We start from the raw sequence: 23,642 nt of genomic DNA, 5'->3' as shown, positions 1-23,642 counted from the left end.
CGTGACCGCGACCCTCACGACGGCGGTGGCCCCGCCGCAGACACGCAAGGCCGGCCGCCCCGGACCAGCGCGCAAGCGGATGCGCTCGTTCTACCCCGCGTGGTTCTTCATCCCCGCGATCGCGCTGTACGTCGTGTTCTTCGCGGTCCCGACCTTCGCCGGGTTCTACTTCTCGCTCACCCGCTGGACGCTGTTCGACCAGACCTTCATCGGCTTCGACAACTTCGTCCGGTTCTTCCAGGACCCGCAGCTCGTCTCCGGGTTCGTGCACACCTTCCAGTACGGCTTCGTGACGAGCGCGGCGAAGGTGGTCCTCGGACTCGCCCTCGCCCTGCTCCTCACGTCGCCCGTACTGGGGCGCGGCTACCTGCGGGCGGTCGTGTTCTTCCCGGTGCTCGTGTCGACCATCGGCATCGGCATCACCTTCAAGGCGTTGATGGACCCGTTCCACGGGATCATCAACGGCGTGCTGGGTTCGGTCGGCCTGCCCACCCCCGGGTGGCTGACCGACCCGGCGCTCGCCCTGTGGAGCGTCGCCGCGGTGGACGTCTGGAAGGGCGTCGGCATCGCGACGCTCATCTTCATCGCCGGCATCGTGGCGATCCCGCAGGAGTACTTCGAGGCGGCACGGGTCGACGGCGCGAGCGCGTGGTCGATCTTCCGGAACATCACGTTGCCGCTGTCCCGCCCCGCGATGGGCACCGTCATCATCCTGTCGCTCATCGGCGGCCTGCGGTCGTTCGACCTGATCTGGGCGATGACCGGCGGCGGGCCGGGGTTCACGAGCGACGTGATCGCGAGCGTGATCTACAAGCAGTACCAGGCCGGGTTCTACGGCCTGTCCACCGCCGGCAACGTGGTCCTGTTCGTCGTCGTCACGGCGATCATGGTGCCGATCTCGTGGCTCCTCAACCGCAAGGAGGCAGAGCTGTGACGGCGCTCACCAGCCCCCGCGTCAGCACCCCGACGCGGTCCCGCCACCCCGGCCGCGCCCGCCGGTGGATCATCGGCTCGATCGCCATCGTCGTCAGCTTCGTCGTCTTCCTGGTGCCGTTCGTCTTCGTCCTGCTCCAGGCGGCGAAGAACCCCGCCGAGGCGAACCAGCTCGGCTTCAGCCTGCCGACCGACTGGCAGCTGTGGCAGAACCTGCAGGCGGTGTTCCAGAGCGGCGACGGTGGGATCCTCCGCGCGTTCTGGAACAGCGCCCTGCTCACCGTCGGCAGCGTCACCGTCATGGTCGTGTTCTCCGCGATGGTCGGGTACGTCCTGCAGCGGCGACCGAGCAAGTGGAACGCCCTGATCAACTTCTTCGTGCTGGCGGGGCTCATCGTGCCGCCGGCGATCGTGCCGACCATCTGGGTGCTGCAGGGGCTCAACCTGTTCAAGACCATGGGCGGGATGATCCTCATCGAGGCAACCTTCGGCCTGTCGTTCTGCATCCTGCTGTTCCGGGCGTTCGTCGCGACGATCCCGAAGGAGCTCGACGAGGCCGCCGTGCTCGACGGCGCCGGCCCGATCCGCCTGTTCTTCGGGGTGGTGCTGCCGCTGCTCAAGCCGGTGATCATCACGGTCGTGCTCGTGCAGTCGGTGACGGTCTTCAACGACTTCACCAACCCGCTGTACTTCCTGCCGGGGTCCGAGAACGCGACGGTGCAGCAGACGCTCTACGCGTTCCAGAGCCAGTCGGTCAGCCAGCTGAACCTGCTGTTCACCGACGTGCTGCTCATCACGATCCCGCCGCTGATCCTCTACGTCTTCTTCAACCGTCAGATCGTCGCCGGCATGACCAGCGGCGCCGTCAAGGGCTGACCGCCCACCCCGGCCTGGAGGCGCGACCCGCCTCCGCCACACCGCCCACCCGGGCGGACGGCCGGGCCCACGACCCCCGCACCGGTCGACGACGACCGGTCGCGTGAAAGGACCACCACATGACCACCTGGACCGCACCGTTCATCGCGGCCGACACCGACCTCGGCAGCGCCCCGATCCTGCGTCGGGAGTTCCCCCTCGACGACGGCCACGGCGCCGTCACCGCCGCCACCCTCGACGTCAGCGCCCTCGGCGTCGTCGAGGCCTGGCTCGGCGGGCAGCGGGTCTCCGACCACCTGCTCGAACCGGGGTGGACGAGCTACGAGTGGCGCATCCGCGTCGTCTCGCACGACGTCACCGAGCACCTGACGGACACGGTCCCCGGGCAGCCGGCCGTGCTCGCGCTCGTCGTCGGCAACGGCTGGGCCGCCGGACGCCTGGCCTGGGGCGGGGGCGGTGGCTGGTACACCGACGAGCGCGCCGGGTTCGCCGAACTCCGGATCACCTTCGCCGACGGGCACGAGCAGCACGTCACGACCGACACCGACTGGCAGGCTCTGTCGAGCGCGATCACCGCCGACCAGCTCTACGACGGGCACGACATCGACGCCCGACTCCGCGACGGCTCGTTCCTGACGCCCGGCGAGGTCACCGTGCCGAGCGTCGACGGGCACCGGGGGCGGACGAGCACGGTGCACACGGTCGACATCGGCGAGCGCGAACTCGTCGCCGACACGGTGCCGCCGGTGCGCCCGCTGGCCGAGATCGCCCCGGTGGCGATCTGGACGAGCCCGTCCGGAGCGACCCTGCTCGACTTCGGCGTGAACCTGGTCGGGTGGCTCCGGGTCACCGCGACCGGCCCGGCAGGCACCGTGCTGACCCTGCAGCACGCCGAGGTGCTCGAGCACGACGAGCTCGGCACCCGCCCCTTGCGCACCGCGAAGGCGACGGACCACTTCACCCTGCGCGGTGACGACGAGCCCGAGACGTTCGAGCCCCGGTTCACGTTCCACGGGTTCCGGTACGCGCAGGTCGACGGCTGGCCGGGCACGCAGGACGAACTCCGCGCCGCGGTCACCGCCGTGCAGGTCGGGTCGGACCTCACCCGCACCGGCACGTTCGCGTCGAGCCACGAGCTGCTGAACACCTTCCACGACAACGTCGTCCGGGGCATGCAGGGCAACTTCCTGAGCGTGCCGACGGACTGCCCGCAGCGCGACGAGCGACTCGGCTGGACGGGTGACATCGCCGCGTTCGCCCCGACGGCCTCGTATCTGTTCGACACCCGGACGTTCCTGGCCGACTGGCTGCGCGACGTCTGGCTCGAGCAGCAGCACGCCGACGGGGTCATCCCGTTCGTGGTGCCGGACGTGCTGAAGTACTCCCCCGCCGAGGACTTCGGCACGCCCGACGCGACCGCCGTCTGGTCGGACGCCGGCGTCTGGGTACCGTGGACGCTGTACCAGGCGTACGGCGACACCGCGGTGCTCGAGGAGCAGTTCGACTCGATGGCCGCACACCTCCGCCGGGTCCGTGACCACCTGTCCCCGGAGGACCTGTGGGACACCGTCTTCCAGTTCGGCGACTGGCTCGACCCGGACGCCCCGCCCGAGGCCCCGGCCGACGCGAAGGCCGACAAGGGCGTCGTCGCGACCATCTGCGCCTACCGGTCCGCGACGATCGTGGCGGACGCGGCGGAGCTGTTGGGTGGTCACGAGGCGGAAGCAGCGGAGTTCCGGGAACTGGCCACGCGCCTCCAGGCCGGGTTCCGCACCCACTACCTGCAGGACGACGGGCGGATCCTGTCGGACGCGACCACGGTGTACACACTGGCGATCGTGTTCGGGATCCTGTCCGAGCAGGAGCAGGCCGTGGCCGGCGAGCGTCTCGCCGAGCTGGTCGAGGCGTCCGGGTACCGGATCTCGACGGGCTTCGCGGGAACGCCCTTCATCACCGACGCGCTGACGCAGACGGGGCACCTGGAGGACGCCTACCGGCTGCTGCTGCAGACGGAGTGCCCGTCGTGGCTGTACCCGGTGACGATGGGCGCGACGACGGTGTGGGAGCGGTGGGACTCGATGCTGCCGGACGGCACGATCAACCCGGGTGAGATGACCTCGTTCAACCACTACGCACTCGGTGCCGTGGCGGACTGGATGCACCGGGTGGTGGGTGGTCTGTCACCGCTGGCGCCGGGGTACTCGGCCGTCCTGATCGCGCCGCAGCCGGGCGGTGGGCTGACGTGGGCGGAGACCTCGCTCGACACCGTGCACGGGCACGTCGCCGTGCGGTGGGAGCTCGTCGACGGGGAGTTGCGCGTCCGGGCGACCGTGCCCGAGGGCGTGACCGCGGTGGTGCGCCTGCCGGGTGCTGCGGAGCAGCGGCTCGGCGGCGGCACGCACGACCTGCGCGCGCCCGCCGCGGTCCCCGCCGGGTAGGGGGCTGCCGGAACCAGGTTCCGGACACAACACCGCGGAAGTGCGTGGTGCTGTGTCCGGAACCTGGTTCCCCGCCCCGCCCCGCCCCGCCCACAGCACCACCGCGGTTGCGCGAACCCCGCGCAAGCCGTACCGTATGAAACGATTCAATCGCACACGAGGAAGTGACACGATGACATCGACCCCGAGCTTCGCCGGCATCGCCGACCAGCTGGCACGACAGCAGATCGAGCTGCCCAGCTGGGCCTTCGGCAACTCCGGCACCCGCTTCAAGGTGTTCAGCACGCCGGGCACCCCGCGCGACCCCTACGAGAAGATCGCCGACGCCGCCCAGGTGCAGCAGCACACCGGCCTGGCGCCCACCGTCGCACTGCACATCCCGTGGGACCTGGTGGACGACTTCGCCGACCTCAAGCGCCACGCCGAGGAGCACGGGGTGTCGCTCGGCACCGTCAACTCGAACACGTTCCAGGACGACGACTACAAGTTCGGCGCCCTGACCCACGTCGACGAGACGATCCGGCAGAAGGCGATCGACCACCACCTGCGCTGCATCGACGTGATGGACGCCACCGGCAGCCGCGACCTGAAGATCTGGCTCGCCGAGGGCTCGAACTACCCGGGGCAGGAGGACATGCGCTCCCGCCAGGACCGCCTGCACGAGTCGCTCTCGACGATCTACGACCGCCTCGGTGCCGACCAGCGGCTCGTGCTCGAGTACAAGTTCTTCGAGCCGTCGTTCTACCACACGGACGTCCCCGACTGGGGCACGAGCTACGTGCAGACGGCGGCACTCGGGCCGAAGGCGATGGTCTGCCTCGACACCGGCCACCACGCCCCCGGCACGAACATCGAGTTCATCGTGATGCAGCTCCTGCGCCTCGGCAAGCTCGGTTCCTTCGACTTCAACTCGCGCTTCTACGCCGACGACGACCTGATCGTAGGCGCCGCGGACCCGTTCCAGCTGTTCCGGATCCTGGTCGAGGTCATCCGCGGCGGCGGCTACGACAACCCCGACGTCGCGTTCATGCTCGACCAGTGCCACAACATCGAGGACAAGATCCCCGGCCAGATCCGCTCGGTGCTCAACGTGCAGGAGATGACGGCCCGCGCGCTGCTCCTCGACCGCGTCGCACTGACCGCCGCGCAAGAGGCCCACGACGTCCTCGGCGCGAACGAGGTCTTCATGGACGCGTACCAGACCGACGTCCGGAAGGACCTTGCCGAGTGGCGCGAGTCCCGCGGACTGCCGGCGAACCCGATGCGCGCGTACCTGGACTCCGGGTACCAGCAGTCGATCGCCGAGGACCGCGTCGGCGGCGTCCAGGCCGGCTGGGGCGCGTAGGAACATGACGAACACAGTGGAGGCACGGGTGGACCCCGCAACGCAGCTCACGGATGCAGACGAGACGATCAGTGCACTCATCGCGCGCTCGAACGCGCTCGGCTCGGATTCGCGGATCACGAACTACGCGGGCGGGAACACCTCCGCCAAGGGCACCGACACCGACCCGGTCACGGGCGGACCGGTCGAGCTGCTCTGGGTGAAGGGATCCGGGGGCGACCTCGGCACCCTCACCCCGGCGGGCCTCGCGGTCCTGCGCGTCGATCGCGTCCGTGCCCTCCAGGACGTCTACCCCGGGGTGGAGCGCGAGGACGAGATGGTCGCCGCGTTCGACTACACGCTGCACGGCAAGGGTGGTGCCGCGCCGTCGATCGACACCGCCATGCACGCCCTCGTCAACGCCGCCCACGTCGACCACCTGCACCCCGACGCCGGCATCGCGATCGCCACGGCGGCGGACGGTCCGGCCCTGACCGAGCGGATCTTCGGCGACCGGGTCGTCTGGGTGCCGTGGCGCCGGCCCGGGTTCCAGCTCGGGCTCGACATCGCCGCCGTCCAGCGCGACCACCCGGACGCCGTCGGCACGATCCTGGGCGGCCACGGGATCACCGCGTGGGGGGACACGAGCGACGAGGCCGAGGCGAACTCCCGCTGGATCATCGACACCGCCGAGCAGTACCTCGCGGAGCACGGCACGGCGGACCCGTTCGGCGGCCTCCGAGCGGGGTTCGAAGCACTCCCGACCGACGAACGTCGCGCACGCGCCGCCGCCCTCGCCCCGACGATCCGCGGCATCGCCGGGCACGACAAGCCGGTCGTCGGGCACGTCACCGACTCGGACGTCGTGCTCGAGTTCCTGGCGAGCGAACGTGCCGAAGCACTCGCGGCCCTCGGCACCAGCTGCCCGGACCACTTCCTGCGCACCAAGGTCACGCCGCTCATCCTCGACCTGCCCGCAACGGCCTCCGTCGAGGAGCAGACCGCACGCCTGCACGAACTGCACGAGCAGTACCGCGCGGACTACCAGGCCTACTACGACCGGCACGCGACGCCGGACTCCCCCGCGATCCGCGGCGCCGACCCGCTCATCGTGCTGGTGCCCGGCGTCGGGATGTTCTCGTACGGCAAGGACGCCCAGACCGCCCGCGTCGCCGGTGAGTTCTACGTCAACGCCATCAACGTGATGCGCGGCGCCGAGTCCGTCAGCACCTACGCCCCCATCGACGAAGCCGAGAAGTTCCGGATCGAGTACTGGGCCCTCGAAGAGGCGAAGCTGCAGCGGATGCCCGCGCCCAGGAAGCTCGCGACGCGCATCGCCCTGGTCACCGGAGCCGCATCGGGCATCGGCAAGGCGATCGCGAAGCGCCTGGCGGCCGAGGGTGCCGCCGTCGTCATCGCCGACCTCGACCTGGCGAAGGCACAGGAGACCGCCGCCGAGATCGGCGGCCTCGACCAGGCCATCGGCGTCGCCGCGAACGTGACGGACGCCGCCGCGATCGACCAGGCGATCCAGCAGACCCTGCTGCACTTCGGCGGCCTCGACCTCGTCGTCAACAACGCGGGGCTGTCGCTGTCCAAGAGCCTGCTCGAGACCACCGAGCAGGACTGGGACCTGCAGCACGACGTGATGGCGAAGGGGTCGTTCCTGGTGTCGAAGGCCGCGGCGAAGGTGCTCATCGAGCAGGGCCTGGGCGGCGACATCGTCTACATCTCGTCGAAGAACTCGGTGTTCGCCGGGCCGAACAACATCGCGTACTCCGCCACGAAGGCCGACCAGGCCCACCAGGTGCGGCTGCTCGCGGCCGAGCTCGGGGAGCACGGCGTCCGCGTCAACGGCATCAACCCCGACGGGGTCGTGCGCGGCTCCGGCATCTTCGCGAGCGGCTGGGGCGCCAACCGCGCCAAGACGTACGGCATCGAGGAGCAGGACCTCGGCAAGTTCTACGCGCAGCGCACGATCCTGAAGCGCGAGGTCGTGCCCGAGAACGTCGCGAACGCCGTCTACGCCATCTGCACCGACGACTTCTCGCACACCACCGGCCTGCACGTGCCCGTCGACGCCGGCGTTGCCGCGGCCTTCCTGCGGTAGCGACGACCAACGAACCGAGCAGGAGCACGGCATGCACACCAGCGGCAGCGTCGCCGCGGTCGACCTCGGGGCCACCAGCGGCCGGGTGATCGTCGGCCACGTCGACCCCGACGGAGTCCGGATGGACCACGTCGCACGGTTCCCGAACGGCCCCGTCACCCTGCACGAGGGCGACGCCGACACCGGCCGCGACGCCCTGCACTGGGACGTCGTCGAGCTGTACCGGCAGGTGACCGAGGGGCTGCGGCGCGCGTTCGCCGAGCACGCCGCGATCGCCAGCATCGGCATCGACTCGTGGGCGGTCGACTACGGCCTGTTCCGCGACGGCCGACTGCTCGGGCTGCCGTCGCACTACCGCGACGACCGACACCAGGGCGGTGTCGTCCCCGTGCACGACCGGATGGACGGCACCGAGCTGTACGCCCGGAACGGCCTGCAGCACCTGCCGTTCAACACCGTGTTCCAGTGGGCTGCCGACCCGTCGCTGCAGCTCGCGCAGCGTGCGCTGCTCGTGCCCGACCTGCTCGGGTACTGGCTGACGGGGGTCGAGGCGGCCGAGCGCACGAACGCCTCGACGACCGGGGCCCTGAACGCGACCACCCGCGGGTGGGACCCGGCGGTGCGGGCTGCTGCGGGCCTCCCGGCCGGGCTGCTGCCCACGCTGCGTGACCCGGGCGACCGACTCGGCCCCCTGGTGCCGTCCGTCGCCGCGCTCGTCGGCGGCCAGGCCGACGTGACGCTGGTCGGCTCGCACGACACGGCGAGCGCCGTCGTCGCGGTCCCCGCGACGGAACCGGACTTCGCCTACATCTCGTCGGGCACGTGGTCGCTCGTCGGCGTCGAGCTCGACGCGCCCGTCCTGTCGGACGCGGCACGACGCGCGAACTGCACGAACGAGGGCGGTGTCGACGGCCGTGTCCGGTTCCTGAAGAACGTGTCCGGACTGTGGTTGCTGTCGGAGAGCGTCCGCACCTGGGAGCGTGGTGGCGACCGCGTCGACCTGGAGGCCCTGCTCGCCTCCGCCGCGGCCGTCACCGCCCCGGTCCCCGTCTTCGACCCCGCGGACGAGTCGTTCACGGCACCCGGCGACATGCCGGCGCGGATCGCCGCGTGGTGCGCGGCACACGGGCTGAGCGCCCCCGCGTCGCGTGCGGAGTTCGTCCGGAGCATCCTCGAGTCCCTCGCGACGGCGTACGCCGAGACCCTGCGCACGATCGCCGACGTGACCGGCAAGACCATCCGGGTCGTGCACGTCGTGGGCGGCGGCTCGCAGAACCGGCTGCTCTGCCAGCTGACCGCGGACCGCACCGGCCTGCCGGTCGTGGCCGGACCGGTCGAGGCCACCGCACTCGGCAACGTGCTGGTGCAGGCACGCGCCGCTGGACTCGCGGGCCTCGGAGGGGCTTCACTGGAGGCACTCCGCAGCATCGTCGCACGGAGCGTCGAGCCCGTGCGGTACACCCCGTCGGCGTCGTCGCGCGCCGATCCCGATCGATCCCCCGTCAGGAGCCACGCATGACCACGACCGACGACCAGCACCGGATCGACCCCGCGACCGGGGCACCGGCACCCGCGACCGGCTCCGCGTCCGCCGCTCGCACGCGGGTCAAGCGGCAGCTGCCGACGGTGCGGGACCTCGCGCCGCTCATGCAGTTCAAGAAGCCCTCGCTGCCGGGTCGACGTCAGCGCCTCGAACAGGCCTTGACGATCTGGGACCTCCGCGACATCGCCGCCCGCCGCACCCCGAAGGCCGCGTTCGACTACGCCGAGGGCGCGGCCGAGGCGGAGATCTCCCTCGCCCGCGCACGGCAGGCGTTCGAGGACATCGAGTTCACCCCGGCGATCCTGCGCGACGTCTCGCGGGTGGACACCTCGCGCCAGGTGCTCGGGGCGCCGGTGTCGTACCCGTTCGGCATCGCGCCGACGGGCTTCACGCGGATGATGCAGACCGAGGGCGAGCGGGCCGGCGCCCGGGCCGCCGGACGTGCCGGCATCCCGTTCTCGCTCTCCACGATGGGCACCACCGCGATCGAGGACGTCCGCGACGCCAACCCGCACGGGCGCAACTGGTTCCAGCTGTACATGTGGAAGGACCGCGAGAAGTCGATGGCGCTGGTCTCCCGCGCCCAGCAGGCCGGCTTCGACACCCTGCTCGTCACGGTGGACGTGCCCGTCGCGGGTGCGCGGCTGCGGGACAAGCGGAACGGGTTCTCGATCCCGCCGCAGCTGAGTGCCCGGACCGTGGTGAACGCGATCCCGCGGCCGTGGTGGTGGTTCGACTTCCTGACCACCGAACCGCTGGCGTTCGCGTCGCTCGACCGCTGGTCCGGCACCGTCGGCGAGCTGCTCGACCACATGTTCGACCCGACCGTCACCTACGAGGACCTCGCCTGGATCCGCGACCAGTGGCAGGGCAAGATCGTCGTGAAGGGCGTGCAGTCCCTGGCCGACGCCAAGCGCCTGGCCGACCTCGGCGTCGACGGCATCACGCTGTCGAACCACGGCGGCCGGCAGCTCGACCGCGCCCCCGTGCCCTTCCACCTGCTGCCCTCCGTGGTGAAGGAGGTCGGGAAGGACACCGAGGTGCACCTCGACACGGGCATCATGTCCGGCGCCGACATCGTGGCCGCAGTCGCACTCGGCGCGAGGTTCACGATGGTCGGCCGCGCCTACCTGTACGGGCTGATGGCCGGAGGCGAGGCCGGGGTGGACCGGATGATCCAGATCCTGTCCGAGCAGATCGAGCGGACCATGCGGCTGCTCGGGGTGGCCTCGCTCGACGAGCTCGAGCCGGGGCACGTGACGCAGCTGCAGCGGTTGCAGCCGATCCCCCGGGCCTGAGCAGTCCGCTCGCCGCGCGTTGCATCGTGCACGTTCGGACGGCGGACACCGGGCGTTCGTCGGTCGATTTCCGTGACACCCCCCGAACGGGTCACAAATGATGCAAGATGTCCGTGGACGTGTCAACGAAACCCTCGGCATCCGGCCGGCTGGTGCGTCCGTCCCTCCCCGCATCCTGCGCCCGAGCATCCACGAGGAGCCCGACATCTCGACCCGAAGCACGTGCACGCCCTCGCGCGGCACGACCTCACGCACCACGCCCACGCCCCCGGTCACCCGAGGGGGCACCCGATGATCCGGCACCGCGCGATCCTGGCGGTCGCGACCGCCGGCGCCCTGGTCCTCGGCGTCCCCACCGCCGCCTCCGCCCGCACCTGGTGGGGCTGGGACGGCGAGCGCCGCTGGCACAACGCCCCGGTGAACCCCACCCCGACGCCGGCCCCGGACGAGACGGAGGCCCCGGCCCCCACCGACGAGTGGACCCCGGATGCCGAGCCCGAGCAGGACTCCGCGCCCATCGAGGACTCGGCCCCCGTCGCCGAGCCCGCGCCCGACGCAGAGGCCGAGCCCGAGTCCGAGACCGCACCCGAGGCGGAGGCCTCCCCCGCGGACCTGTCCGCGATCGCACCGGACGCCCCGTTCGTCGAGGACTTCACCACGAACGCCGTCACCGGCCTCGTCCAGTCGCTGTACCCGCAGTCGTGGCAGCCCTACCCCGACGGCACCTCGGGCATCTACGCGCCGAGCAAGACCGTGTCGGTGCACGACGGCGTGATGGACGTCGCCCTCGGCACCGGTGCCGGAGCAGCCGGCACCTTCGGCTCCTCCGCCGGCGCCTGGGACCACGTCGGTGGCTCCTTCTCGGTCCGCGCGAAGGCGACCGGCGGCGACGGCAACGGTGCGGCCTTCATGCTGTGGCCGACGTCGAACGTGTGGGCCGACGGCGAGATCGACTTCCCCGAGGGCAACTTCGAGGACAGCCCCTCGGTGTTCCACCACTCGATGACCCCGGGCAAGGAAGCCGAGCGCGTCCAGCTCGGCACCGGCGTCTCGTGGCGCGACTGGCACACCTACAAGGTCGACTGGGTCCCCGGTGAGTCCGTGACCTACAGCGTCGACGGCAAGGTCCTCGGCACCGTGACGCACGACGTGCCGACGACGCCGCACCGCTTCATGTTCCAGGTCGGCAACTGGGGTGAGCAGGGCAACCTGCTCATCGACTGGGTCTCGACGACCGAGTAGCGTCCGCAGGTCCGCACCACGGACGGACGGGAGGCCCGGTGCCAGCTGGCACCGGGCCTCCCGTCCGTCCGCCCGGTCGCGTTCAGTGCGTCGACGTCGCGCGCCGCTCAGAAGAGCGCGTTCAGGTCCGCGTAGTCCACCCCGCCCGCCAGCGAGTCGTAGGTGCCGGTGGTCCGCAGCTCGGCCGTGGCCTGCCGAACGACGCCGTACGCGGCCTGCGCGACGGCGGAACCGAGACTGATCCGGGCCACCCCGATCCGGGCGAGTTCCGCCACGGTCGGCGACCCCGGACCGGCCATCACGTTCACCGGGCCGTCGATCGACTCCACCAGCGCGCGAATGGTCTCGACGTCTCGGACTCCGGGGACGAACACGCCGTCCGCGCCGGCTCCGCGGTAGCGACGAGCTCGCTCGAGCGTCTCGGTCAGCAGTCGACCGGGATCGACGAGACCGGCGAGGTGGACGTCGGTCCGAGCGTTGACGAACAGGGGCACCCCGGCTCGTTCCGCTGCGCGCCGGGCTGCCCCGATCCGGTCGGCGAGCGCCTCCGGACGCAACCTGCCGTCCTCGATGTTGATCCCGACGGCGCCCGCTTCGAGCACCGCGTCCACCGTGCGCGCCACGCCGTCCGCGTCGTCGGCGTAGCCGGACTCGATGTCGACGGTGACCGGCACCGACACCGAGGCGACGATCCGCGCGACCGCGTCCATCGCTTCCGCCCGGGTCAGGGTGTTGCCGTCCGGCCGTCCGAGGGACCAAGCGACGCCCGCACTGGTCGTGGCGATCGCGGTCGCGCCGGCGTCCTCGACGAGTCGGGCGCTCGCGGCGTCCCAGACGTTGACGAGGACGAGTGGCCGGGATGGGTGGTCGTGGAGTCCGTGGAAGGTCGCGGCTCTGGTCGAAGTCGTGTTCACCCCTCGATCCCATCGGTCCGAGCGCGGACGAGCTGGCGGGTTCCGGACGACGCGGTGGCGGCCCCGCTCAGCCCTCGGGGAGAGGAGACCTGCGTGGGTTCAGCAGGTCTCCGTCCCACGACAGGTCGTCGTGCTCGCGGACCTCGAACGCCTCGAACCGGTCGTCGTCGAGCACGCCGTCGACGAGCGCGCGCGATCCGGCGACGATCGTCGAGTCCCAGTCCTCCTCGGCGGCGACGACCCACGCGTGGTCCTCCGGCCAGATGAACGTCGTGTGCGGCGCCACCTGGTCGTGCCGCCCGAAGCTCTCCCACCCCGGGACCGCCCGCTGCACCCACGACGCATCGGCGAGCTCGTCCAGGGTCGCACTGAAGAGCCAGGTGTCCCGCGCGGGCCAGGCCATCAGTCCCCGCACACGTCGGATCCGGTGCCGGCGTTCGGCTGACGGCGGCCCGCCCGTTCCCTCCCACGCTCCGACGACCAGGTCTCCGGGGGTCGACGTCGCGCTCCGCAGGTGCGTGCTGAGGACGGCGAGGTCCCGCGGGTCGAACCATCCGTCGTCCGACTGGTCCACGCGCCAGCCGTCGGCCCAGGACCTCGTCTGCTCGTCGTCGGTCAGGCGTCGCCACTGCACCAGGGGGTGCATCACGCGGTCGTTGCGGCGCGCGACCTCCGCCCACCGCCAGCGGGTGTTCGACGTCCGGGTGGTCGCCCCACTCGTCCGCGGTGTCGAGGTCTGCCCGGTGCGCGCCGACCGGGTGCAACAGGCGTGCGTACGCCTCGAATCCGGTGCCCGCGACGCCACCGACACTCGCCCAGCGTCCGGCACGCGCAACGAGCCAGTCGCCCCGCGATGCCTCGCTCAGCAGGCGCATCGTGCTGCTGCTCAGAGCTTCTCGTCGACGAGGGCGATGAAGCGGCTGCCGATGCCCTCGACCTCACGCCGCGTCAGGCCGGCGGTGGGCTCGGGCGCCTGGTACGGGGCGTGGTAGTCGCACATCAGGTAGTCCCACTCGGGCCACCACTTCTTCGGGCGCGCCTCTTCGTCGAAGCCGCAGACCACGCACTCCAGGCGCGTCCAGACCTTCTTCGTGCCGGTGCGGTTGGCGCGGGACTGCACGAGCCAGGCGGGCGGGTCCTGCTCGATCGCGTCGAGCTCCGCTTCGCTCAGGCGCGACGGGATGCCGTGGCGGGTCGCCATCTCGAGGGGGATGTCGAGCCGGACGGCGGCTTCGCGGCGGGAGAGCATCCGTCCAGGGTAGGTCCTGCAACTTCCCACCTCGAACTGCGACGGCAGCAACCAGGACGTCCACCGCGGACTTTCCTCGAGCGGACAGTCCGTGTATGGTCTCGATCACTGAGGTAAAAGGCGCCGCGATCTGCGGCGCACCAGCACGCGGCATCGAACGAGTCGCCACTTCTTCCCTCGAAGGAGTGCGCCATCGTGTCCCCCAGTCCCGCTCTCACCACCGGGCACGTGCCCGGCGGTGGTTCTTCTCCTCGTCTGCGCGACGCCTGGATCGCCCTGGCCGGGCTGTCCGCGGTGTTCCTGTTCGAGATGCTCGACAACTCCGTGCTCAACGTCGCCCTGCCGACGATCGGCCGCGACCTGGGTTCGTCGACGACGGGCCTGCAGTGGGTCTCGGGTGCCTACTCGGTCGCCTTCGGAGGGCTGATGCTGCTGTTCGGCGCCGTCGCCGACCGCGTCGGACGCCGCCGGGTCATGCTCGCCGGGCTCGTCCTGCTGGCCCTGGCGAGCCTCGCCACGGCGGTGGTCACGTCGACCGAGCAGCTGATCGCCGTGCGGGTCGCGATGGGCGTCGCCGCGGCGATGACGACGCCCGGGTCGATGGCGCTGGCGTTCCGCCTCTTCGACGACGAAGGTCTCCGGGTCCGGGCGCTCACCGTCATCTCGACGGCCGGGCTCGTGGGGCTGGCCATCGGGCCGACCGTCGGCGGGTTCGTGCTCGCCGTCGCCCCGTGGCAGGTGCTGCTGCTGGCCGACGTGCCCATCGCGGTCCTCGCACTCGTCGGCATCCGGCTCGGTGTCGCCCGCGACGAGGATTCAGGGCTCCATCGTAATCCGGTCGACGTGGTCGGAGCGCTGCTCGGTACCGTGACCGCGGCCGGAGCGCTCGTGGCGCCGACGATCCTGGTCGAGTCCGGAGCCGCTGGCTGGTGGGGGTGGGCCGTCCTCGCCCTCGCCGCCATCTGCGCGGTGGGGTTCGTCGCCCGCGAGCGGACCGCGCGGCACCCGCTGATCGACCTGTACCTGCTCGCCCGACCACTCGTCTCGAGCGGACTGGCGTTCAAGGCCGCGTCGGGTCTGGCCGTCGCCGGACTGTCGTACCTCGTGACCCTGCAGCTGCAGTTCGCCTGGGGCTGGCCGCCGGCGCTGGCCGCCGTCGGGACGTTGCCGCAGGTGGTCGTGCTGCTCGTCGGCGGCCGCTTCGTCGGGCCGTTCGTGCAGCGGGTCGGCCTGGGCCGCGCCGCCTGGATGAGCGCCGTCTCGGTCGTCTCCGGTCTCGCGGTCTTCGGCGCCCTGAGCCGGTACGGGTACCTGTGGGTGCTCGTCGCGCTCGTGCTCGTCGCCGCCGGCATGCGGGTCGTCGGCGTCGTCGCCGGCGCCTCGGTCCTCACGGGCCTGCCCGCCGACCGCACCTCCGTCGGGGCGGCGCTCGTCGACACGTCGAGCGAGCTCGCGGGCGGTGCCGCCGTGGCTGCGGCGGGGACCATCGTCGCCGCCTTCGTCGCCGGGAGCATCACCACGACCACCTGGACCGCCGCCCGGATCGAGGACTTCCAGGACGCCCTCACCGTCGCCGGGCTCGGCCTCGCCGCGGTCGCAGCACTGCTCGTCGTGGTCGGCATGCTCCGAGCCCGGCCCACCGTCGAAGCAGCGGACGAGGCCCCGTCCGAACCTGCCGACACCACCCCTGCACACACCGACCCGACCACCATCACCGAGGAGACCTCCCGTGTCTGACACCATCGCCCTCCCCCGCCCGCCGTTCGACCCCGAGTTCGTGCCCTTCCTCACCGCCATGGACGCGCGCGGCCGCTTCCACCTCACGACCCAGATGCTGCCGCAGATGCGACAGCTGGACATGACCGAGGCGCAGCTCGACGAAGGACTGCGTACTCGCGGCCTCGAGCGCAGCAGCATCACCATCCCGGGGCACCGCGGTGACCCGATCGACCTCGCCGTGATCCAACGCACCGGCCGCACCGGCACGGCTGCCCTGGCCTACGCGATCCACGGCGGCGGGATGATGTTCGGCCACCACCTCGGCAACCTCGACTCCTACGACGAGTGGCTGCTGGTGCACGACGTCGTCCTGGTCAGCCCGGACTACCGCCTGGCTCCGGAACACCCGGACCCGTACCCGGTCGAGGACTGCTACGCCGGTCTCGTCTGGGCATCTGAGCACGCCGACGAACTCGGCATCGACCCGGAGCGCATCGTCCTCGTCGGCCAGAGCGCCGGCGCCGGTCTCGCCGCCGGCACCGCCCTCCTCGCCCGCGACCGACAGGGTCCCTCCGTCATCGGCCAGGTGCTCGTGAGTCCCATGCTCGACGACCGCGACGCGACGCTGTCGGCTCGGCAGTTCGACGGTGTCGGGGTCGCCGACCGGGAGATGACACGGTTCGGCTGGGACGCCTACCTCGGTGACCGGCGGGGTGGCGAGGACGTCTCCGTCTACGCTGCACCCGGCCGCGCGACCGACCTGACCGGGCTCCCGCCCGCGTACATCGACTGCGGCAGCACCGAGGTGTTCCGCGACGAGACCGTCGCCTACGCCAACTCGCTGTGGGCCGCGGGCGTCCAGGCGGAACTGCACGTGTGGCCGGGAGCGTTCCACGGATCGACGAGCATGATGCCCGACGCGACGCTGTCGAAGCGGGCCGTGCGGGCTCTGCGCGAGTTCACCGGGCGCCTCCTCAGTCCGGCCGCATGACGGCAGTCCCGGCACGAGCGCGTCGCGGCGCTCGTGCCGGGACCGGCACCTGGTCGCAGCATCAGCTAGATCCGGTCCAGGGACACCACCGCGACGACGATCGGCCACGCCTCACCGTCGAGCTGCACGGACCGCAGCCCGCGCGGCAGGGCGTGTCCGTCATCGGACGCGACGACGACTCCCTGCAGCCCGATGAGGTGCCCGGAACCCCGGCTGTAGTGGACACGATCACCGACGACGGGCATGACGATGGTGTCCGCCGCCAGCTCCTCTGCAGCGAGTTCGACGACGACAGGCCGGGACTCCGTGAGCACCGCGGCGAGCTGTGCCTCGAACCCGTCGCGTTCGTCGAGCTCTGCGTCGCGCACCTCGAGATCCGCGTTCCCGGCGGCTGGCAGGGCTCGCGGGCCGATCGTGCGCGCGACTCCGCATCCGATCGCGACACCCGGGCCGGCGAGGGACAGCCCCGTGCTCGCCATCTCGAACCGCAACGGGACTGGCTCAGCAACGACCTGACGGAGTCCGCCGTTCGAGCCGCCGGCGGTGTGCGCTCGCACGGCAGTCGCCTGCACCGCGCCGTGGAGTCGTGGCGCGACCGGAGCTGCTCTTGTCCGCCGGAGATCACCGCCGAACTGCTCGCCGAGGTGCTTCTTGAACGCGAGGGCGCCAGGCCGTCGCTCGTCGGAGTTGTCCATCGGGTCGCCTTCGGGTCGGCTTCTCGCAGCCTCGGGTCAGGCTGTTCCCGGACCGTACTGCCGGACAACCGGCGCACACGATGGTTCCTCAGCGATATTGCGGTAACCAGCAACGCCGATTCGGAGTTCGCCCCAGCACAGCCCCCGTTTGCTCCGACCTCGGCCTCCTCAGCGGGCGGGCGCCGATTCGTCGCGGCGGGCTCTTCGCCGCAGGGACTGACGGAACCCAGTGAGCACGGCGCCGCACACGACCGTGACGACGATGCCGATGGCCGTCCCGCCGGCCGATCCGCTTCCGTAGTTCGACCATGGCAGCCCGAGAACCCACTGGAGCGCGGGGCCCAACACGAGGAGCACTGCGGCCGGAATGACGACGATGAGCAGCGCACGGCGGCCGCTCCAGGCAGGATGGCGCAGGATGACAACGGCGGCCAGGGCGACGACCGCGAGAGCACCGTAGATCCACGATGCGCCGGACATCCGCCAGCCGTCGTGCGCGAACCAGTCGTGGACTTCACGGACGGTGCGCGCCCACGCGTGCTGACCTCGGCCGTGTGTCGACGAGATGACGGGCAGTGGCCATCCGATGACGGCAAGAACTCCGGCGACCGCGCTCGCGAGTCCGAGCACGACCACCCCGAACTGCGACCCGGCGCTGGGTGCAACGTCGAAGTCGGAGATGCCCACGCGCAGGAGGCTATCGAGCGAGCGCAACGGTCGTTCCACTCGGGCACGCCGCTCTCCCCCGGGTCGATGAGTGCCTCGTGAACGACCGTCTGTGATCCGTTGATCCCGAGGTCAGTAGTTGCCCATTGAGTAAACTTGCCCAATGGGCAAACTTGTTCTAGTTTGGTGTCATGACAGACGAGATCTCGTTCCGTGAGCAGAAGAAGGCAGCGATCCGTGACGCGTTGAGTGTGACGACAGTGTTGCTCGCCCGGGAGCGGGGGCTCGACAACATCCGTGTCGAGGACATCGTCGGTCGGGTCGGAGTGTCGAGGCGGACGTTCGGGAACTACTTCTCGAGCAAGGAAGACGCGATCGCGGACCGCCACGTGCAACGCGTGCGCACGGCGGCCGACGATCTGCTCCAGCGGCCGCGCGAGGAGCCGTTGTGGACTGCCATCACGGAGGCGCTGCTCGCGCCGTACGAGGCAGAAGAGACGACGACCCCGTCCCGGGAGGAGCAGAGCGGGCTGCTCGCAGTGCTGTCGACGCCAGGCATGCAGTCAGCCGTCGATCGAGGTGCCCGCGCAGCGAACGCAGTGTTCGCGGCCGCCGTCGCGGCGCGCTCAGACGCAGCACCGGAGGATCCCATTCCTGGTCTGGTGTCCGCCGCTGCGCTGTCGACCTTGTTGACAACGCTGGAGTCCTGGGCGGCGCGCGCGGAGCCACAACCCCTCCAGCCGATCCTCCGAGCTGCGTTCCAACTCCTCGGCGACGGTTTCGACCACCTCCGCTGACCACTGATCCCACACTCTTCGCCAGAAGGAAGACCATCATGTACGACGTCGTCATCGTCGGGGGCGGACCCGTGGGCATCTTCGTCGCCTGCGAGCTGAAGCTCGCGGGTGCGAACCCCCTCGTCCTCGAACGCCTCCCCGAGATCAACCAATGGGACAAGGCGCACGGCTTGACCGGGCAGGTCGTCCGACTACTGGACCACCGCGGCTTGTTCGAGCGGTGTGCTGGGCGGGCCGTCCCGGAGCCGGCTCCGGGCTTCTTCTTCGGAGCGCTGCCGTTGCCGCTCCACTCGCTCGGCGACCGCAACCCGATGTACCTGCTCCACATCAACCAGCGCGACCTCGAGCGCGTACTCAACGACCGCGCAGCGGAACTCGGCGTTGCGATCCGTCGTGGCGTCGAGATGCGCTCCTTCACCCAACACGACGACTCCGTCACCGTCGACCTCGTCGACGTCGCGACCGGAGCTGAGAGCACCGCGTCGGCGCAGTACCTCGTGGGGAGTGACGGTGCGCGAAGCACTGTTCGGAAGCTCTCCGGTATCGGCTTCCCCGGCAACACCGACCACCACATCGTGGACCGCACAGCCCTGATCGCACCAACTGAGCAGCTGACGCCCGCCGGCCCCGGGAAAGTGCACGTTGCGGGTCTGGGAGAGATCGCGGAGAGCTTCCACCGCACTGAAACCGGCGTCGTCACCATCGCCCTCCGTGACCCGGAGCACCCGCTGGTCTACACCGCGGAATGGGAGGACCAGCCTGACCGCAGCTTCCCTGGTGAGGGAGCAGCCATGACATTGACCGAGATGGAGGACAGCCTTGAGCGCGTCCTCGGCGTCCGCCTCGACCTCAACGCGCCAGCCGACGGTGAGCCGACGTTGCTGCGCCGTCTGACCGGTCGGAACACACGCGTCGCTGACCGCTACCGCGACCGGCGGATCTTCCTCCTCGGCGACGCCGCACACGTGCACTCTGCCGCAGGCGGACCCGGCCTGAACCTCGCGCTTCAGGACGCGGCGAACCTCGCCTGGAAACTCGCCGCCAGCCTCCACGGCTGGGCCCCCGCGGGCTTGCTCGACACCTACGAGACAGAGCGGCGCCCGCTCGGACAACGCGTCTTCATGCAGACCCAAGCGCAGACCGCCCTCATGGCGCCCGGCTCGGATGTCACCGCCCTCCGCGACCTCTTCGCCGAGATGCTCGCCGACACGACCACCGTGCAGCGCATCGCAGATCTCCTCGCCGGCTCGGACGTCCGCTACGACACGAGCCCCGCGAACTCCGCGAACCCCGACGGCCCCACCGGATGGTTTGCACCGTCATCACAGGTCGAACTCGCCGACGGGACCATCCGCAGAATCCCGGAACTGCTCCGCACCGCCCACCCCATCCTGGTCGACGCGACCGGCACGTACCGCGACACCATCGCTCGATGGAACGACCGCGTCGACTACGTGCCGCTGGCCACAACGCATGAACAGACCTCGATGTTGATTCGGCCCGACGGATTCGTCGCCTGGTCCCACACCGACCCCGCCTCCCTCACAGAGGCACTCGCAGCCTGGTTCGGAACACCCGAACACGGCTCTACCGGAGCGGTGTAACGCGTGAACCTCGACGTGATCGGAGCCGCGATCGTCTCGATCAGCGGTGCGCTCTTCGCGACCGCTTCGATCTGGTGTCTGATCGGCCTTCTCCTCAGAACACGAGCAATGCCTGAGCTCCCAGCAGCTTCCAGAGCCCACCTGTTCACGTCGGCATTGACGGTATTCGCCGGGCTCGTGGTCCACATCATCGGCTTCTTCCCCGAAGCCTTCGTGCTCATCTACGGAGGCGCGACGTCGATGCTCGTCGCCGCCTTCTTCGCACGTACGACGGAACGGCCCGTTCCCGGCCGGGTCGCGGGACCGGCCCTGCTCACGGCGGGCGGGATCGTCGTGCTCACCATCGGGCTGCTCATCTGACCGCTGAACAGTCACAAGCGCGCGAGAGTACGTGAAGAAGAACACGTCTCCGGAGAAGCAGTCTCCGAAGACCATTCGCACCCGGGACGGGAGAACGCTGTTCCCCGCACGTTGCCTTGGACGCTCGTGGCTCGTCAGCGAACCGTTCCCTGGGCAAGGGCCGCGAAAGCGTCCTCGACCAGCTCACCGAGGCGCTCAGCTCCGCCGCTCTCGACCCATCCGTCGTACGCGACGATGACGCAACCCAAGGCGGCCATCACGAGTGTCTGCACCGCGATGCGTCGCAACTGGCTATCGGCGCTGCCGGCCAGGCGCAGCCGGAGGTGCTGATGGACATCATGGCCGGCGGTGGAGGCACCCAGTACCTGACCGCACTCGTGGGCCGGGCGCGTGCACTCGAGATCCTCCTCGGTGCGCAGCTCGTCGATGCCGAACTCGCAGAGCGGTACGGTCTCGTGAACCGAGCACTCCCGGCCGACGAGATCCACTCCTTCGTCGACGCGTTGGCCCGCCGGATCGGCGGGTTGCAGCCCGCAGCCGTGTCCGCCGTCAAGAAGGCGGTGAACGCTGCCCCGAGCCCGATCACCCGTGCAGGCTTGGTTGCAGAGAACGCGCTCCTCGGCCCGTTGTTCACTCCGGCCGCGGCCGACCGCGCGCACGTCCTGCTCGCCGCGGGCATGCAGACCCGCGACGGCGAACTCCGACTCGAATCAGTGATCAGCGGGCTCTGATCCGACAACCCCGACGGGAACCCGCCGGAATGTCCCAAAGCGGCCGACGCAGCACACGCCGGCCGCTCACTGCATCTCGGGTGAGACCCGCGGTGCAACGACAGACGCCCGGTGGTCCACACGAGACGGACGGGAGGCCCGGTGCCAGCTGGCAACGGGCCTCCCGTCCGTCTCGTGGTCGCGTCGACGACGCGACCCGCAGGCGCTGGTGCGTCAGCGCGATCCGACGATCGCGGCCTTGGTCTGGTCACGCAGGTACGCGATGCCGGCAGCGTTCGGGTGGAGTGCGCCGAACAGGATGGAGTACTTCGTCCCGGCCAGCGGGGTGCTGTCCGCAGCGGTGCCGCGATCAGTCAGGGTGAGTCCCGCCATCCACGCGGAGCCCGACGCAGCACAGGGGGTGTGCGTGGCAGAGCCCTGCAGCGTCGAGACGTAGGTGAAGCCGCGAGCCTTCGCCGCAGCCTTGACCGCTGCGTCGAGCGCGTTCTGGGTGCGGTGGAAGTAGGCGGTGTCGGTGGCGGTGAAGGGGAACGCGTTCTGCGGGAACGGCGGCTCGAGACCGGAGTCACCGAGGAGGCTCGAGAAACATCCCTTCGGGGTCTGCGCCGCACCCGGCGCGATCATCGGGTAGCCGACGACGAACACCTTCGCCTGCGGAGCACGCTGCGCGATGACGCGGAACGTCGACGCGAGCCGAGGTGCCACGACGGTGCGGATGCGCGATGCGAGACGATCCCGCGTGACGCCGTGCACGACCGGTGCGTAGTAGTCCTTGCAGTGGTCGTAGGTCTTCCCGTGGATCTCCGAGAACACCGGGCCGGCCTTGTCCAGCGCGACGCAGTTCTTGATGACTCCGGTGAACCCCAGGTCGTTGCCACCGATCGACACCGTGACGACGTCCGTGTCCTTCGACAGCGCGTCGGCCTGGACGGGCGCGGTGGCACTTCCGGCTCCGGTCTTCTGCGCGACCCGGGAGATGTTGCCGGTGGTGGCACCGGCGCAGGCACGGTCGTCGAGCTGGAGTCCCAGGGATGACGCGACCTGGTGCGGGTAGTCGGTGGTGGACTGGAAGCAGCCGGCCGCCGGACCCGAGCTGTACGGGCCGACGCCGAAGCCGCCCGCGTACGAGTCGCCCAAGGCCACGTAGCTGTCACCGCTGGCGGCGGCCACGGACTGGGTGGGTGCCGCGCCGTCGGCGTTGGCCGCGGAGACGGGCCCGGCCGCCCCGACAGCGAGCGCTGCCGCCGTGAGGACGCCGCTGGTGATCAGCAGCGCGTTGGTCCGGCGGAGGCGAGGAGCGTGACGCATGGAGCAGGTTCCTTCCAGAGGGCCTATTCGACAGACGATCGTCTGACAAGTAGACGGTAGGTCGGTCGGACGCCCCGCGCCATGAGAGGGCCACAAGGTGCATGGGATGCGCTCCGCGCACCCGTCCTGTCCTATCCCTCGACGTGGATCAGGCCAGCGCGCACCAGGTGGACAGGTGGTCAAGCGCCGCTCCGGCCGTGTCCACCAAGCGCTTGCGGGTCGATTCCCGGTCGGCATCCGCGAGGACCGCGTCGCCGATGGCCTCGGTGGTCTGCTGCACGACGGCCACGAGGGCGGCAGCCTGAGCACGCCGGGTCATCGAGTCGAAACCCGTGTCCGCCAGTTCTGCTGCCACCGCGGACGTGACCTCGTCGTAGAACTCCAGCGCCCGTCGACGGAGCACCGCGCTGAGCCGGCACTGCGCCGGGAACTCCCCTCGCGCCAGAGCCGGATCCTCTGCGACGTACCGATCGACGTCCTCGATGACGATGGTGCGCATCGCTTCCGCCGGCGACTGGTGCGCACCTCGGTCAGCAACCGCAGCTCGGATCTTCTCGAGCACCTCGTCGGCTCGGTCGAACACCAGATCGGGTTTGGTCGGGAAGTAGTTGTAGACGGTCTGATCCGAAACACCTGCAGCTCGGGCCACGTCTGACATCGACACCTCGTCGTACCCGTGCTCAGCGAACAGGCGTGCAGCAACGTCACCCAGGCGCTCGCGGGTCTCCCGTTTCTTGCGCTCTCGCAGCCCCGACGGAACACCCTCGCTCGACTCCACCATCCCCCGAGTCTGACACGAAACGTTGAGTGACCCAAAGTTCTGGTACGTTGGCCGAACTTAGAG

21 protein-coding genes are annotated in these 23,642 nt (G+C 70.4%); 14 read left to right on the top strand and 7 right to left on the bottom strand.

Annotation, left to right across the window (positions count from 1 at the left end):
* The first annotated feature begins 1 nt into the window (after position 1).
* From QRN49_RS02800 to QRN49_RS02765, 8 genes are all read left to right on the top strand, one after another.
* The gene (locus QRN49_RS02800) at positions 2 to 934 is read left to right on the top strand and encodes a carbohydrate ABC transporter permease (RefSeq protein WP_241660435.1); all 933 of its coding nucleotides are present in this window, start codon (positions 2 to 4) and stop codon (positions 932 to 934) included.
* On the top strand, positions 931 to 1,809 hold the full coding sequence (locus QRN49_RS02795; protein ID WP_502868962.1) for a carbohydrate ABC transporter permease: 879 nt from the start codon (positions 931 to 933) through the stop codon (positions 1,807 to 1,809). The genes QRN49_RS02800 and QRN49_RS02795 overlap by 4 nt, the downstream gene beginning before the upstream one ends.
* Positions 1,810 to 1,928: 119 nt before the next feature.
* Complete coding sequence (locus QRN49_RS02790; RefSeq protein ID WP_284753875.1) at positions 1,929 to 4,247, top strand: family 78 glycoside hydrolase catalytic domain; 2,319 nt, start codon at positions 1,929 to 1,931, stop codon at positions 4,245 to 4,247.
* 172 nt (positions 4,248 to 4,419) lie between these two features.
* A complete protein-coding gene (gene rhaI, locus QRN49_RS02785) occupies positions 4,420 to 5,592 on the top strand; it encodes an L-rhamnose isomerase (protein ID WP_194653514.1) in 1,173 nt (390 codons plus the stop codon).
* 4 nt (positions 5,593 to 5,596) lie between these two features.
* On the top strand, positions 5,597 to 7,681 hold the full coding sequence (locus tag QRN49_RS02780; protein ID WP_284753874.1) for a bifunctional aldolase/short-chain dehydrogenase: 2,085 nt from the start codon (positions 5,597 to 5,599) through the stop codon (positions 7,679 to 7,681).
* Positions 7,682 to 7,712: 31 nt separating this feature from the next.
* Positions 7,713 to 9,200 (top strand): rhamnulokinase, encoded by a 1,488-nt coding sequence (locus QRN49_RS02775; protein ID WP_284753873.1) that lies wholly within the window; start codon positions 7,713 to 7,715, stop codon positions 9,198 to 9,200.
* Complete coding sequence (locus QRN49_RS02770; protein ID WP_502868961.1) at positions 9,197 to 10,522, top strand: alpha-hydroxy acid oxidase; 1,326 nt, start codon at positions 9,197 to 9,199, stop codon at positions 10,520 to 10,522. Before QRN49_RS02775 ends, QRN49_RS02770 begins: the two co-directional genes overlap by 4 nt.
* Positions 10,523 to 10,813: 291 nt before the next feature.
* Complete coding sequence (locus QRN49_RS02765; RefSeq protein WP_284753872.1) at positions 10,814 to 11,764, top strand: family 16 glycosylhydrolase; 951 nt, start codon at positions 10,814 to 10,816, stop codon at positions 11,762 to 11,764.
* Positions 11,765 to 11,871: 107 nt separating this feature from the next.
* Here QRN49_RS02765 and QRN49_RS02760 read toward each other — a convergent pair whose 3' ends face one another.
* From QRN49_RS02760 to QRN49_RS02750, 3 genes are all read right to left on the bottom strand, one after another.
* Positions 11,872 to 12,678: an isocitrate lyase/PEP mutase family protein gene (locus QRN49_RS02760; protein ID WP_284753871.1), complete on the bottom strand. Its 807-nt coding sequence runs from the start codon at positions 12,676 to 12,678 to the stop codon at positions 11,872 to 11,874.
* Between the two features lie 67 nt (positions 12,679 to 12,745).
* On the bottom strand, positions 12,746 to 13,324 hold the full coding sequence (locus QRN49_RS02755; protein WP_284753870.1) for a hypothetical protein: 579 nt from the start codon (positions 13,322 to 13,324) through the stop codon (positions 12,746 to 12,748).
* Positions 13,325 to 13,564: 240 nt separating this feature from the next.
* Positions 13,565 to 13,927, bottom strand: coding sequence for a hypothetical protein (locus QRN49_RS02750; RefSeq protein WP_111022117.1), 363 nt, complete (start codon positions 13,925 to 13,927; stop codon positions 13,565 to 13,567).
* Between the two features lie 195 nt (positions 13,928 to 14,122).
* Here QRN49_RS02750 and QRN49_RS02745 point away from each other — a divergent pair, with 195 nt between their 5' ends.
* Together QRN49_RS02745 and QRN49_RS02740 are read left to right on the top strand one after the other, a co-directional pair.
* Positions 14,123 to 15,664, top strand: coding sequence for an MFS transporter (locus tag QRN49_RS02745; RefSeq protein ID WP_350309127.1), 1,542 nt, complete (start codon positions 14,123 to 14,125; stop codon positions 15,662 to 15,664).
* The gene (locus QRN49_RS02740) at positions 15,657 to 16,637 is read left to right on the top strand and encodes an alpha/beta hydrolase (protein ID WP_284753869.1); all 981 of its coding nucleotides are present in this window, start codon (positions 15,657 to 15,659) and stop codon (positions 16,635 to 16,637) included. Before QRN49_RS02745 ends, QRN49_RS02740 begins: the two co-directional genes overlap by 8 nt.
* 65 nt (positions 16,638 to 16,702) lie before the next feature.
* Here QRN49_RS02740 and QRN49_RS02735 read toward each other — a convergent pair whose 3' ends face one another.
* Positions 16,703 to 17,332 (bottom strand): hypothetical protein, encoded by a 630-nt coding sequence (locus tag QRN49_RS02735; protein WP_284753868.1) that lies wholly within the window; start codon positions 17,330 to 17,332, stop codon positions 16,703 to 16,705.
* A 168-nt stretch (positions 17,333 to 17,500) separates the two neighbouring features.
* The gene (locus QRN49_RS02730) at positions 17,501 to 18,019 is read right to left on the bottom strand and encodes a hypothetical protein (protein WP_284753867.1); all 519 of its coding nucleotides are present in this window, start codon (positions 18,017 to 18,019) and stop codon (positions 17,501 to 17,503) included.
* A gap of 170 nt (positions 18,020 to 18,189) precedes the next feature.
* Here QRN49_RS02730 and QRN49_RS02725 point away from each other — a divergent pair, with 170 nt between their 5' ends.
* The 4 genes from QRN49_RS02725 (at position 18,190) to QRN49_RS02710 (ending at position 21,490) form a co-directional block, all read left to right on the top strand.
* Complete coding sequence (locus QRN49_RS02725; RefSeq protein WP_110865268.1) at positions 18,190 to 18,795, top strand: TetR/AcrR family transcriptional regulator; 606 nt, start codon at positions 18,190 to 18,192, stop codon at positions 18,793 to 18,795.
* Positions 18,796 to 18,833: 38 nt separating this feature from the next.
* Complete coding sequence (locus tag QRN49_RS02720; RefSeq protein WP_284753866.1) at positions 18,834 to 20,399, top strand: FAD-dependent monooxygenase; 1,566 nt, start codon at positions 18,834 to 18,836, stop codon at positions 20,397 to 20,399.
* 3 nt (positions 20,400 to 20,402) lie between these two features.
* Complete coding sequence (locus tag QRN49_RS02715; protein WP_284753865.1) at positions 20,403 to 20,759, top strand: hypothetical protein; 357 nt, start codon at positions 20,403 to 20,405, stop codon at positions 20,757 to 20,759.
* A gap of 116 nt (positions 20,760 to 20,875) precedes the next feature.
* Complete coding sequence (locus QRN49_RS02710) at positions 20,876 to 21,490, top strand: enoyl-CoA hydratase/isomerase family protein (RefSeq protein WP_284753864.1); 615 nt, start codon at positions 20,876 to 20,878, stop codon at positions 21,488 to 21,490.
* 213 nt (positions 21,491 to 21,703) lie between these two features.
* Here the strand turns inward: QRN49_RS02710 and QRN49_RS02705 are convergent, their stop codons facing one another.
* On the bottom strand, positions 21,704 to 22,798 hold the full coding sequence (locus tag QRN49_RS02705) for an SGNH/GDSL hydrolase family protein (RefSeq protein WP_284753863.1): 1,095 nt from the start codon (positions 22,796 to 22,798) through the stop codon (positions 21,704 to 21,706).
* Positions 22,799 to 22,946: 148 nt separating this feature from the next.
* Entirely contained in the window at positions 22,947 to 23,579 is a 633-nt protein-coding gene (locus QRN49_RS02700; protein ID WP_284753862.1) for a TetR/AcrR family transcriptional regulator, read from the bottom strand.
* Between the last annotated feature and the right edge of the window lie 63 nt (positions 23,580 to 23,642).

It is taken from the genome of Curtobacterium sp. ME-Dv--P-122a (assembly GCF_030209645.1).
In the GTDB taxonomy this organism is placed as follows: Bacteria; Actinomycetota; Actinomycetes; order Actinomycetales; family Microbacteriaceae; genus Curtobacterium; species Curtobacterium flaccumfaciens.
This window is presented reverse-complemented; position numbering and strand designations above follow the sequence as displayed.